This is a genomic window from Streptomyces sp. NPDC025806, from assembly GCF_055558275.1.
Genome location: NZ_JBVHMU010000003.1, coordinates 353,807 through 366,425 on the forward strand (window position 1 = coordinate 353,807; position 12,619 = coordinate 366,425).

Consider the following 12,619-nt stretch of genomic DNA (forward strand, 5'->3'; position numbering starts at 1 on the left):
GAGGGCGGCTCTGAGCAGCACACTTCGCGCTGAGGCGCGGCGGTGCGCAGGGGTGACGGGTGAAGCGGGAGACGCGGCGGTGCTGTGCGGTCAGCGCGCCGGACAGATGGCGCTGGACATGCGGCCGAAGTCGACGTGGCGTCGACTCACCAAGGCGGTTCCAGCTGTAGACATGACGGAAGCGTGGCACGGGACTTTGGACCTGGTCCACCGTCGTCCAAAATATGGACGAGAATGTCTCGCATTGTGGAAGACGGTGGCGCCGGTCACATCGCGGGCGGGTGAAAGCTCCCCTTGTGCCCGTATCGCGCTCGGGGGCGTGGGGCGGGTGAGCGGTGCGGGCGGCTCAGACCGCCGGGAAGGCGCCGGGCCACGGGCCGGGCGTCACGACCTGCGGCTCCTCGGCCGTCTCGGTCCGGAAGAGACGGAAGCCGCGCTTCTCGTAGTTCGCCATCGCGTGCTCGCCGTCGAGGCTGCACGTGTGCAGCCACACCCGCTTGGTCGGCGTCCGCTCGGGCCACCGCTCCGCCAGGTCCCAGGCGCGCGCGATCCCGTACGAGAGCAGGTGCCCGCCGATCCGGCGTCCGCGGAAGGCCGGGATCAGACCGAAGTAGACGATCTCCACGGCGCCGTCGTCCTGCGCGTCCAGCTCCACGTACCCGGCCGGCGTGCCCCGGTCGTACGCGACCCAGGTCTCCGCGCCGGGACGCGCGAGCTGCTCCTCCCACTGCGCGTACGTCCAGCCGAGGCGGTCGATCCACTTGATGTCGCCGCCCACGGACGCGTACAGGAAGCGGCTGAACTCGGGGGAGGGGACCTCCGCGCGCGCGATCCGCAGGGTGTCTCCCGCGGGCGGGGCGGAGGGGCGCAGATCGGACGGGGAGGTCTGTTCGAGCGACCAGGTGGTGACGGTGGTGGTGCTGCTGTTCATGTCACTCATCGGATCATGTCGGACAGACTCTGGCCAAGGGTGTTCAGGATGCGGGAGGATCCGCGACGCGCAGCAAGTCACCTCCCACGTCCCATCCATTCGGAGGATGTTCGATGTCCCACCGCACACCTCGCGGTCTGCTCGCCGCGGCCACCCTCACCGTGGCCCTCTCCACGCTCGCCTCGCCCGCCCTCGCCGCGCCCGCGGCGCCCCAGGGCCGGGTCTTCATGGTCAACCCGGTCCAGTCCTCCGGCGACCAGGCCCTGACCGACGGCAAGGACGCCGCGTCCGCGATCCCGGACGCCGCCTACGCCTCCGCCGCCCTGCGCAACCTCGACTCCAGCGGCGGCCTCTCCGGTAAATGGGCCTACGTCAGATCGGACACGGGCGCCTCCGCGAAGGTCGCCGACGCCGGCACGTACACCCGGCACGACGACCAGTTCGAGCAGGTCATGGCCTACTTCTGGGTCAACGAGGCGCAGGAGTACCTGCAGTCGCTCGGCTTCGGCAGCGAGCTGCGCGGCGCCAACGACCGCGCCCAGCCCGTCCGCATCAACCAGTGGGGTGCGGACAACTCCTTCTTCACCGACAAGAAGGCCGAGATCCGCTTCGGCAAGGGCGGTGTCGACGACGCCGAGGACGCCGAGGTGATCGTCCACGAGTACGGCCACGCCGTGCACAACGCCCAGGTCCCCGGCTTCGGCACCTCCGAGGAGGCCGGCTCGATCGGTGAGGCGTTCGGCGACTACCTCGCCGTCGCGGTCGGCGACCACGCCGACGCGAAGTACGGCTGGCCGCGCAAGACGGACCTCGCCTGCGTCGCCGACTGGGACTCCACCTCGTACACCTCCTCCGCCCCGCACTGCCTGCGCCGCGTCGACACCGACAAGACGTACGCGGACAAGGTCGGCGAGGTGCACGCGGACGGTGAGATCTGGTCGCGGGCCCTGTTCGACATCCGCGGCGCCCTGGGCGCCCGCACGGCCGACCGGATCATCGTGAACGCGCAGTTCGACTTCGCCCCCGACACGAGCTTCTCGGCTGCCGCGCAGGCGACGATCGCGACGGCGGAGAAGATGTACGGCGCGAAGGCGGCGTCGACGGTCCGCGCGGCGTTCGCCGCCCGCGGCATCCCGGGCGTCTGACCCCCGGCAGTCACCCCTGAGGTCCGCCCCTTGGACACCTGTCCAAGGGGCGGACCTGTCTGTCGCGGCCGGCCCGGCGGCTCGCCCGCCCGGATGTCCACGGACCGGGTGCGTTTGTCCATGTCCACCGGCGGGCGCAGCCGGGAGCCTGTGGCGCATGAGACGGATCACGACCGCAGTGCTCGCCGCCGCGGGCTGCGTGGCGGCGGTGCTGGGGACCGCGCCCGCCGCCGGCGCCGCCCCGCACGACGACCCCCGCGTCCACCATGTCGACTGCCAGGCCCCCGACGGGCTGCCCGAGACCGGCACCGCGAAGACGCCCTGGCGGAGTCTGGCCGCCGTCAACGGGCAGCGGCTGCGACCCGGCGACTCCGTGCTGCTCAAGCGCGGCACCCGGTGCGCCGGCACCCTCGCGCCGACCGGCGCCGGACGCGCCGGCGCCCCCGTGCGGATCGGCGCCTACGGCGACCCGGCCGCCGCCAAGCCCGTCGTCGACGGCAACGGCGCCGTCGACACCGTGCTGCTGCGCAACACCCAGTGGATCGAGCTGTCCGACCTCGACATCACCAACGCGGCGAACCCCGGCACCAAGCGCCGCGGCGTCCGCGTCCTCCTCGACGACTACGGCACCGGCACCCACTACCGGATCACGAACCTCACGATCCACGACGTCCTCGGCGACGACACCAAGGACGCCAACGGCTCCGAGGGCATCCTCTTCGCCGCCACCGGCACCCGCGTGCCCAGCCGCTTCGACGACGTCCGCGTCGAGAACAACCGCCTCGACCACATCGACCGCGGCGGCATCCGCGTCTCCTCCACCTGGAGCCAGCGCCCCGGCATCAGCGACTACAAGCCCGGCGGACCGGCCTGGACCCCGTCCACGCGCGTCGTCGTGCGCGGCAACACGCTCTCCGACCTCGGCGGCGACGGCATCGTCATGACCGTCACCGACGGCGCCCTCGTCGAGCACAACACCCTGCGCGGCTTCCAGCGCCGCTCGGCCGGCTACAACGCGGGCATGTGGCCGTACAACGCGGACGGCACCGTCTTCCAGTACAACGACACCTCCGGCGGCGAGACCACCCGCGACGGCATGGCGTACGACGTCGACGAGGGCACGAACGGGACCGTCTTCCAGTACAACTACAGCCACGACAACGCGGGCGGCTTCTTCCTCGTCTGCACCGCCGACGGCAGCCTCTCCGACGCCGTCATCCGCTTCAACGTCAGCCAGAACGACCACTTCCGCGGCATCGAGACCTGCCGCGGCACGTTCTCCGACGTCCGCTTCCTGCACAACACGATCTACATCGGCGACGGCGTCAGCCAGACCGTCGTCAACGAGAACACCACCAACCGGCACGAGATCGCCTTCGTCGACAACGTCGTGCAGAAGGCGGGCGCCGGCACCGCGAACTTCTCTCTGCGCTCCGGCGGCGTCACCCTGTCGCACAACGCGCTGTACGGCGTCGGCTCCGTGCCCGACAACCCGGGCGGCATCGGCGTCGACCCGCAGCTGACCGCACCCGGCACCGCCACCGGCCTCGCCGACGCGGCCGCCGCCTACACCCCGCGGCCCGGCTCGCCCCTCATCGGCGCCGGAGCCCCGCACCCCGACGCGGGCCCCCGCGACTTCGCCGGGAACCCCGTCGCCGCCCAGGGCCCCGTCTCCGTCGGCGCCCTGAACGTCGGCTGAGTCACCGCCCCACCGGCCGGTCCGGCCGCCGGATGGCGTCCCACGGAACGAGGTTCCAGGGGCTCCTCCGGTCGGCCGGATCGAGCAGCGCCGCCAGATGCGCGTCCGCGACGGTCTGCGGCGCCGGCAGGGCCTCCATCGCCGACGCCCGGCCGCTCAGGTCCTCGCGCCAGATCCGCCGCCCGAGCAGATAGTGCTCCCCGTACTCCTGCCACGAGTCGTAGGTGCGGGCGAGCTGCGGCACCACGTTCTTCAGCAGGTTCCACGCGTCGGCCTCGTCGAGCAGCCCGCAGCCGAAGCCGCGCCGCGTGATGTCCGTGTACAGGGCCATGTCCCAGGCCAGCGGCTCCACCCCGTACCGGGCGCGGGCCGACGCCCGGTACCCGGAGCGGGCGAGCCCGCCGAGCCGCCCGAGCAGCTCCTCTCGCGTCGCGATCTCCCACTGCTCGGCCAGCCAGCGCCGCGCCTTGTCGTCGTCGATCCGCGTGAACGGGTACAGCGTCGTACGGGACGCGTCCCGGTCCCGGCTCACCGGCGCGCTCAGCGACACCATCCACAACTGGTGGGCGCCGAGCGGCGTGCGGTACCTGCGTTCCGTCCTGGGCCTGAGTCTGAACCGAAGCATGGGCGCGGAGCGTACTACCCGCCGCACGCGCCCGACCCGGCGAACCCGCCCCGGGCCGCGACCACCGCGGGCGCCGTCGAGTGCGGCAGCAGATCCCGGTGGTCGGCGGGCATCACCACCTCGACCTCCGCGTCCTCGGGGAACCGGTACGGGCGGTGCTCCAGCAGACAGCCCAGATAGCGCCGGACCCGGGACAGTTCGGCCCGCACCGTGACGGTACGGGCCGGATCGCCGAACAGGTCCTCGGCCAGGCCCGACGCCGTGCGCCCCTCCCGGTGCAGCGCGAGGAGATACAGCAACTCGGCGTGCCGCGGGCTCAGTTCGTGCGTCCACGACCCGGCCGCGCCCCACACCCGCACCGACCAGTGACGGGGCCGGCTCACATCAAGCACGACCCGGACCGCGGTCTGCGGCTCCGCCGACCGCCGCGGCCGGACCAGCCAGCCACCCGCCAGCGGCGCCAGCGTGCACGGCCCCAGCGAGGGGATCCAGCACGGGCCCTCGGCGGGCGCCCGGGGCAGCGCCACCCGGTCCGGCAGCGGCATCCCGGTCACCGCCGCCGTCCACCCGTGCGCGTCGACCACGAGCGCCCGGCCGCCGATCCGGGCGAGCACCGGCGCCGCGACCGCCCGCAGCCGCTCCAGACCGTTCACATGCCGCTCCCGCAGCCGCGCCTCCGCGAGCTGCGCCACCGCGTGCACCCACGACAGCGTCCCCGGATGCATCGTCTCCAGCGGGCCGCTCACATCCACCACCCCGAGCAGCCGGCCGTCCCGCGGATCGGTCATCGGCGCGCCCGTGCACGTCCACGGATGGTGCGAGCGCACGAAGTGCTCGGCGGAGAACACCTGCACCGGGCGACGGGTGACCAGCGGCGTACCCACCCCGTTCGTCCCGACCACGTCCTCCGCCCAGTGCGCGCCCACCTCGAAACCGAGCCGGTCGCCCATGCGCAGCACCGTCGGATGCCCCTCGCGCCACAGGATCCGGCCGTCCGCGTCGCTCACCACCATGATGTGCTGCGCCGCCTCCGCGACCGTGACCAGCGCCTCCCGCAGCACGGGCAGCACCGGCAGCAGCGGCGAGGTCTGCCGCCGCTCCTCCACCTCGTCGACCCCGAGCAGCCCGCGCCGCACGTCGCGGTCCGGGTCGACGCCGCCGCGCAGCATCCGCCCCCAGGACTCGTGGATCACCGGGCGCGGCCTGACCCGGGGCCGATGCCCCGACAGCGTCGCGTCCCGCACCCCCTTGAGCATCCGCGCCGCGAGCGCCGCGTCCATCGCGGACAGCCGCGTCAGGTCGATCGTCGACTCCTGGTCCATGCCTGATTCCTACGTGTACGGAGAGATGTGCGGGCCATTGGGGGGAGGCACGCCCATCGTGCACCGCCGCGCCGTACGGGGAGGCGACTTCCGAAGGAACGTTGCAACCCCCTGCAACCCTGGCGAACAACCGTACGGCGTTTGAAACTGGCACGGACGGACGGGGATGGTGCCGTGTCGGCGCAGCACCATCCCCGCACCCGTGCCCCCCACCGGGTCGTTCCCGGTCACTCCACGGGCCGCGCCCGCTCCACGATCCCGGCCAGATCCGCGCCGTGCGGCAGCGTCCCGAACGCCGCGCCCCCGTCCCCGCCGAGCCGCGCCGCGCAGAACGCGTCCGCGACCTCGTCCGGCGCGAACCGCACGAGCAGCGAGCCCTGAAGCACCAGCGCGATCCGCTCGACGAGCCGCCGCGAGCGGGCCTCCACCCCGTCCAGGTCTCCGAGTTCGGTGAGCAGGCCCCGCACCGCCGCGTCGAGCCGGTGGTCGGCGCCCCGGCTCCGGCCGAGTTCGAGCAGGAACGCGTCCAGTGCGCCCGGCTCGGTCCGCAGCGCCCGCAGCACGTCCAGGGCCTGCACATTGCCCGAGCCCTCCCAGACCGAGTTCAGCGGCGACTCGCGCAGCAGCCGGGGCAGCCCCGACTCCTCCACGTACCCGTTGCCGCCGAGACATTCGAGCGCCTCGGCCACCAGCGGAGTGCACCGCTTCGTGATCCAGTACTTCGCGGCGGGCACCGCGATCCGCAGCAGCGCCCGCTCCCGCTCGTCGCCCGCCTCCGCCCGGTCCAGCGCCGCCGCGAGCCGCAGCACCAGCGTCGTCGCCGCCTCCGACTCCAGCGCCAGATCGGCCAGCACGTTGCGCATCAGCGGCTGTTCGGCCAGCGGTGCGCCGAACGCCGTGCGGTGGGTGCAGTGATGGATCGCCTGCGCCACCGCCTGCCGCATCAGGGCCGCCGAGCCGAGCGCGCAGTCCAGCCGGCTCGCCGCCACCGTCTCCATGACCGTCGCGAGGCCCCGCCCCTCGTCGCCGACCCGCAGCGCCCACGTCCCGTCGAACTCCACCTCGGCCGTCGCGTTCGAGCGATTGCCCAGCTTGTCCTTGAGGCGTTGCAGCGCGAACGGATTGCGGGTGCCGTCGTCCAGGACCCGCGGCACCAGGAAACACGTCAGCCCGTCCGCGGCCCGCCCGAGCACCAGGAACCCGTCCGACATCGGCGCGCTGCAGAACCACTTGTGCCCCGTCAGCCGGTACGCCCCGTCCTCGCCGCCCACCGGCTCCGCCCGCGTCGTCACCGCCCGCAGATCGCTGCCGCCCTGCTTCTCCGTCAGGGCCGTGCCGAGCAGCGCGCCCGCCTTGTCCCCCGCGGGCCGCAGCCCCGACTCGTAGACCGCGGAGGCGAGCCGCGGCTCCCACACCGCCGCCAGATCCGGGGCGGCGCGCAGCGCGGGCACCGCCGCGTACGTCATCGACAGCGGGCACAGATGGCCCGCCTCCGCCTGCGACCACACCAGGAACGCCGCGGCGCGCCGCAGATGGCCGCCCGGCCGGCCCCACGCGGAGGTGAGCCCGGCACCGACACCTTTGCCGAGCAGCCGGTGCCAGGCCGGAGCGAACTCCACCTCGTCGATCCGGTGCCCGTAGCGGTCGTGGGTGCGCAGCACCGGCGGATGCTCGTTCGCCAGCCGGGCCCACTCCTGGACCTGCGCGCTGCCCGCCGCGCGGCCGAGCTCGGTCAGCTCCCGGTGCGCGGCCTCCGTGAGTTCGGGGTCCAGATGCCGGTCCAGGCCCTCCACCAGCGCCAGGTCGGTGCCGAAGACGTCGTACGCCGTCAGCGGCGGGGGCTGGTTGGTCACCGTGTGCGTGCTCGCTGCCATGTCCGCGAACCTACCGCCGGGGCGGGCGTCGCCCCGGGCACCGGGGGAGCGGGGCACTGCCGCGCGCCGGATAACGTTAGGGCGTGCAGCCAGCAAGTGAATCGCCCCAGCGGCCGTCCGGCCGTCTCCACCGGGCCCGAGCTCTCTACCGGAACGTGTCGAAGCGGAGGACCGCCTGGCTGCTGCTCAAGGACACCGTCAACTCGTGCATGGAGTACCGCATCCTGGGCCTCGCGGCCGAGGCGGCGTTCTTCACCCTGCTGTCGGTGCCGCCGCTGCTGCTCTCCCTCGTCGGCCTGCTCGCCTACGTCGACACCTGGACCGGCGCCGACACCATCGCCGGCGTCCGGGACAACATCCTGGAGGCGTCCCGCACCGTCCTGACCGACGAGGGCGTCAAGGAGATCGCAGAACCGATTCTCGACGACGTCATCAAGGGCGGTCGCCCCGACGTCATCTCCATCGGCTTCCTCATCTCCCTGTGGTCGGGCTCCCGGGCCGTCTCCACCTTCGTCGACACCGTCACCGTGATGTACGGGCTCGACGGCGTGCGCGGCATCGTGAAGACCCGGCTGCTCGCCTTCCTGCTCTTCCTCGTGGGCATCGTCGTCGGCTCGATCGCGCTGCCGCTGATGATCGCGGGCCCGGACGCGGTGATCGCGCTGGTGCCCTGGTCCGAGACGGTCGTGCAGGTCCTGTACTGGCCGGTCGTCCTGGTGCTGTCCGTCTCCTTCCTGACGACGCTCTACCACGTGTCCGTCCCCGTGCGCTCGCCCTGGATCGAGGACGTGCCCGGCGCCCTCGTGGCCCTCGCGATGTGGATCCCCGGCAGCTTCCTGCTCCGCCTCTACCTCACGAACACCATCGAGGGCCCCACGATCTACGGCTCCCTCGCCGCGCCCGTCGCCGTCCTGCTGTGGATCGGCGTCTCGGCGTTCGCCGTGCTCGTCGGCGCCGCGGTCAACGCGGCGATCGACCGGGTCTGGCCGTCCGTCGCCACGGCCGCCGCCCGTGAGGCGAACGAGCTTCACCGCGAGGCCGTCGCCGCCGAGTTCATCGCCTGGGCCGCGCACCGCAACGACGAGCACGACCTCGACGACCCCGACATGCCGTCCGAGTTCCCCGAGCGCTGGTCCAAGTTCCTGCCCCCGGAGGACGTGACGTCCCGCCTGCGCACCCACACGCGCCGCGAACACCCCCACCCCCACGACGCCCCCCAGAACCACGACGGCTCCCAGAAACACGACGGCCCCCAGAACCACGACACCCCGCGCGACCACGACACGGACTAGGTGTCCGGTCCGCTCAGGCCCGCTTCCACGCGCCGGCGGACGCCGCCCGCGCCGCGAACTCCGAGAAGCGGCGCGGGGCCCGCCCGAGGACCCGCTCCACGTCGCCGCTCAGCGCCGCGTTGCGCCCGTCGAGCAGCGTCTCGAACAGCTCCACCAGGAATCCGACCTCCTCCTCCGGCACCCCGAAGCCGCGCAGCGCGTCCCCGTACGCCGCCGCCGGCACGCCCACGTAGGCCTTCTCCGTGCCCGTCGCCGCCGCGACCGCCGCCAGCGCCTCGCCCCACGTCAGCAGTTCGGGCCCGGTCAGTTCCAGCGCCCGGCCCGCCCACCGCCCGGCCGGGTCCCGCAGCACCGTCACCGCCACGTCCGCGATGTCCCGTACGTCGAGGAACGGCTCGCGCAGCTCCCGCGGCGCCGCGAACACCAGCTCGGGGCCGCCGACCTGCTCGGCGAGCGGGCCCTCGCTGAAGTTCTGGTGGAACCACGCGCAGCGCAGCACCGTCGCCCGGCCGCCCGCCGCGAGGAAGGCCTCCTCCGCGGGCCGCGCCTGGTCCTCGCCGCGCGCCGAGAGCAGCACCAGCCGCGTCACCCCGAGCTCCACCGCCCGTCGGGCCAGCGCCCCGACGGCGGGCGCGGCGTCCGGCGCGCCGATGTCCGACGGGTACGCCAGATACGCCCCGTCGGCGCCGTCCAGCGCCGCGTCCCACGTCGCCGGGTCCGCCCAGTCGAAGCGCACCGCGCCCGACCGTGAGGCCGCCCGCACCTCCAGGCCGGCGGCCCGCGCCGCCTCGGCCACCCGGCCGCCCGTCCGACCGGTCGCCCCGGTCACCAGTACCGTCCGCATCACGTTCTCGTTCGCTGTCATGCCTCCACTCAACTGCGGTCCCGGGCACGGAAACATCGGCGAGCCGCTCACGCCCATACGCCTCCGTCTACGCTCGGGGCCATGGACGTACTCGCAGGTCTTCTGGAGGGGCCCCGGGCGCGCGGAGCCTTCATGATCCGGGCCTGTTTCGAGCCGCCGTGGTCGGTACGGATCGCCGACGAGGCACCCCTCACCGTGATGATCATGGTCGAGGGCGACGCCTGGATCCTGCCCGGCGGCGACGGCGCGCCCTGCCGCGTCCGCCCCGGCGACATCGCGATCGCCCGCGGCCCCGACCCGTACGTCTGCTGCGACGACCCCGCGACCGCGCCCCGCGCCGAGATCGGCCCCGGCCAGGAGTGCCGGCCGCTCGGCCCCGCCCACGTGGGCCGCTACAAGCCGCTCGGCGTACGCGAGTGGGGCGAGTCCCCGGACGGTCCGGCGAAGATGCTGATCGGCACCTACCAGATGCGCGGCGAGCTCAGCGGGCGGCTGCTCGACGCGCTGCCGCCGCTGCTCGTCCTGCCCACCGAGGTGTGGCAGTGCCCGCTCACCCCGCTCGTCGCCGACGAGATCACCCGCGACGAACCCGGCCAGGACGTCGTCCTCGACCGGCTCCTCGACCTGCTGCTCATCTCCTCGCTGCGGGCCTGGTTCTCCCGCCCCGAGGCCGACGCGCCCGCCTGGTACCGGGCGCTCGGCGACCCCGTCGTCGGCCCCGCGCTCCGTCTCGTCCAGGACGACCCCGCACACCCCTGGACGGTCGCCGCGCTCGCCGAGAAGGCCGGGGTCTCGCGGGCCGCGCTCGCCCGCCGCTTCACGGAACTCGTGGGCGAGCCCCCGATGACGTACCTGACCGGCTGGCGGCTCGCGCTCGCCGCCGACCGGCTGCGCGACAGCGGGCTGACGATCGCCGCGATCGCCCGCCAGGTCGGCTACGGCAGCGCGTTCGCCCTGTCCAGCGCGTTCAAGCGGGAGTACGGGGTCAGCCCGCAGGAGTACCGGGGATGAGCGGGCCGTACCGGGAGCGGGCCTGTCCGGTGCCGGGCGCGGTCCTGTGGACCCGCACGACGGGCGCCGCCGCGGAGCCCTCGACGCCGGTGCTGCCCGACGGCTGCATGGACCTCATCTGGAGCGAGGGCCGACTCTTCGTCGCCGGGCCCGACACACGCGCGCACGCCGCCGGGCCCGGTGCGCGGCGCCTCTACGCCGGCGTCCGCTTCGCCCCCGGCACCGCGCCCGCCTACCTCGGCGTCCCCGCGCACGAACTGCGCGACCGGCGCGTCGACCTCGCCGCCCTGTGGCCCGCCGCCGAGGCCCGCCGGATCACCGAGCGGATCGACGCGGCGGCCGACCCGGGCGCGGCGCTCGCCGCCGAGGCGGCCCGGATCGCGGGCGCCGCCGGGCCGCCCGACCCGCTGCTCGCGCACGTCGTCAAGGCGCTCGACGCGGGGCGCACCGTCGCCGGCACGGCCGGGGAGACGGGCCTCGGGGCGCGGGGCCTGCACCGCCGCTGCCTCGCCGCGTTCGGCTACGGCCCCAAGACGCTGGCCCGCGTCCTGCGGCTGCAACGGGCCCTCGCGCTCGTCCGCGCGGGCGTCCCCCTCGCCGAGACGGCGGCCCGCGCCGGCTACACCGACCAGGCCCATCTGACCCGCGACGTGAAAGCCCTGACGGGCCGCACCCCGGCCGGGTTCCAGCCGGGCTTTGGGACGGGGTCGCCGGGGTCACCGGCCGGGCCTCACAGCCACGCGAACAGATCGACCTGATTCCCGTCCGGATCGTGTACGACCGCGTACCGCTGGCCCCAGTCGGCGTCCCACGGCTCGGTCTCACCGTGGTGCCCGGCCCCGGTCAGCTCCGCGTACGTCGCGTCGACACCGGCCGCGCCGCCCGTACACAGGAAGGCCAGCCCCACGCGCCCTTGCCCGAGGTCCTTCGCGCTGTCCACGGGGTCGAACATCAGCCGGATGCCGCCCGGCAGTTCGGCCTCGACGTGCGGCAGCCGCTCGGCGCCCTCGGGGAAGGTCAGGCCGAGCCGGCGGTAGAAGGCGAGTGCGGCGGGCAGGTCGGAGGTGGCGACGCCGATGGCGTCCAGACGCACGGAGTTCTCGTTCATGCGGTCACCGTAGGAACGGGGCGCGGCACGGGTCTTGTACGAATCGGACGCGGCCCGCACGGTGCGCTGCCCTGGCCTAAGGTCCCGTCATGGTCGAGATCCTCGTCTGCACCCGCACCGCGGACTACCGGCACGCCTCCATCCCGGTCGCCGTCCGGACCCTGCGGGAACTCGGGTTCACCGTGCGGCACACGGAGGACCCGGACGACTTCGCCACCGCGCTCGGGGCGCGTCCGCGGGCCGTCGTCTTCCTCTCCACGACCGGGGAGGTGCTGACGGACGCGGGGCGGGAACGGCTCGCGGCGTACGTCGACGGGGGCGGGGGGTTCGTGGGGGTGCACGCGGCGGCCTGCACCGAGTACGGGTGGCCGTACTTCGGGGAGTTGCTCGGGGCGCGCTTCACGGGGCACCCGGCGTACCAGCCCGGCCGCGTCCTCGTCACCGACCGCACCCACCCGGCGACGCGCCACCTTCCGCCCGTCTGGAACTGGACCGACGAGTGGTACGACTTCGACGCGGACCCTGCGCGCGACCCGTCCGTCCGGGTCCTGGCCCGCGCGGACGAGTCCTCCTACTCCGGCGCCCGGACGGGCCCCGCCCATCCTCTGATCTGGTGCCGCCCCCAGGGCGCGGGCCGCGTCTTCTACACGTCCCTGGGCCACGCCTCCTCCGCCTACGAGGACCCGGCCTTCCGCACGCATCTGGCGGCGGCGGTGACCTGGGCGGCCGGAGCCGATGCCTAGCCGC

The 12,619-nt window shown here is 74.0% G+C and carries 12 protein-coding genes; 6 read left to right on the top strand and 6 right to left on the bottom strand.

Annotation, left to right across the window (positions count from 1 at the left end; all coding sequences use genetic code 11):
* Positions 1-346: 346 nt before the first annotated feature.
* A complete protein-coding gene (locus ACZ4E1_RS08665; protein WP_467537131.1) occupies positions 347-931 on the bottom strand; it encodes a GNAT family N-acetyltransferase in 585 nt (194 codons plus the stop codon).
* 113 nt (positions 932-1,044) lie between these two features.
* On the opposite strand from ACZ4E1_RS08665, the gene ACZ4E1_RS08670 reads away from it, so the two are divergent.
* Positions 1,045-2,076, top strand: a complete 1,032-nt coding sequence (locus tag ACZ4E1_RS08670) for a M4 family metallopeptidase (protein ID WP_467537133.1) — start codon at positions 1,045-1,047, stop codon at positions 2,074-2,076.
* A 157-nt stretch (positions 2,077-2,233) separates the two neighbouring features.
* Complete coding sequence (locus ACZ4E1_RS08675) at positions 2,234-3,775, top strand: right-handed parallel beta-helix repeat-containing protein (protein WP_467537134.1); 1,542 nt, start codon at positions 2,234-2,236, stop codon at positions 3,773-3,775.
* A 1-nt stretch (position 3,776) separates the two neighbouring features.
* On the opposite strand, the gene ACZ4E1_RS08680 is transcribed toward ACZ4E1_RS08675, so the two are convergent.
* The 3 genes from ACZ4E1_RS08680 to ACZ4E1_RS08690 all read right to left on the bottom strand — a co-directional run bounded on the left by ACZ4E1_RS08680 (position 3,777) and on the right by ACZ4E1_RS08690 (position 7,596).
* Positions 3,777-4,400, bottom strand: coding sequence for a DUF1266 domain-containing protein (locus ACZ4E1_RS08680; RefSeq protein WP_467537136.1), 624 nt, complete (start codon positions 4,398-4,400; stop codon positions 3,777-3,779).
* 14 nt (positions 4,401-4,414) lie between these two features.
* Positions 4,415-5,722 (bottom strand): GAF domain-containing protein, encoded by a 1,308-nt coding sequence (locus tag ACZ4E1_RS08685; RefSeq protein WP_467537138.1) that lies wholly within the window; start codon positions 5,720-5,722, stop codon positions 4,415-4,417.
* A gap of 227 nt (positions 5,723-5,949) precedes the next feature.
* Complete coding sequence (locus ACZ4E1_RS08690) at positions 5,950-7,596, bottom strand: acyl-CoA dehydrogenase family protein (RefSeq protein ID WP_467537140.1); 1,647 nt, start codon at positions 7,594-7,596, stop codon at positions 5,950-5,952.
* Positions 7,597-7,679: 83 nt separating this feature from the next.
* Between ACZ4E1_RS08690 and ACZ4E1_RS08695 the strand changes: the two genes are divergently transcribed.
* The gene (locus ACZ4E1_RS08695; RefSeq protein WP_467537142.1) at positions 7,680-8,888 is read left to right on the top strand and encodes a YihY/virulence factor BrkB family protein; all 1,209 of its coding nucleotides are present in this window, start codon (positions 7,680-7,682) and stop codon (positions 8,886-8,888) included.
* 13 nt (positions 8,889-8,901) lie between these two features.
* Here the strand turns inward: ACZ4E1_RS08695 and ACZ4E1_RS08700 are convergent, their stop codons facing one another.
* Complete coding sequence (locus tag ACZ4E1_RS08700) at positions 8,902-9,753, bottom strand: NmrA family NAD(P)-binding protein (RefSeq protein WP_467537144.1); 852 nt, start codon at positions 9,751-9,753, stop codon at positions 8,902-8,904.
* Positions 9,754-9,834: 81 nt separating this feature from the next.
* Here ACZ4E1_RS08700 and ACZ4E1_RS08705 point away from each other — a divergent pair, with 81 nt between their 5' ends.
* Complete coding sequence (locus ACZ4E1_RS08705; RefSeq protein WP_467537146.1) at positions 9,835-10,764, top strand: AraC family transcriptional regulator; 930 nt, start codon at positions 9,835-9,837, stop codon at positions 10,762-10,764.
* A complete protein-coding gene (locus ACZ4E1_RS08710; RefSeq protein ID WP_467537148.1) occupies positions 10,761-11,522 on the top strand; it encodes a helix-turn-helix domain-containing protein in 762 nt (253 codons plus the stop codon). Before ACZ4E1_RS08705 ends, ACZ4E1_RS08710 begins: the two co-directional genes overlap by 4 nt.
* Here the strand turns inward: ACZ4E1_RS08710 and ACZ4E1_RS08715 are convergent.
* Positions 11,495-11,872, bottom strand: a complete 378-nt coding sequence (locus tag ACZ4E1_RS08715) for a VOC family protein (RefSeq protein WP_467537150.1) — start codon at positions 11,870-11,872, stop codon at positions 11,495-11,497. The genes ACZ4E1_RS08710 and ACZ4E1_RS08715 overlap by 28 nt on opposite strands.
* An 89-nt stretch (positions 11,873-11,961) precedes the next feature.
* On the opposite strand from ACZ4E1_RS08715, the gene ACZ4E1_RS08720 reads away from it, so the two are divergent.
* Positions 11,962-12,615: a ThuA domain-containing protein gene (locus tag ACZ4E1_RS08720; protein ID WP_467537152.1), complete on the top strand. Its 654-nt coding sequence runs from the start codon at positions 11,962-11,964 to the stop codon at positions 12,613-12,615.
* Positions 12,616-12,619: the final 4 nt, after the last annotated feature.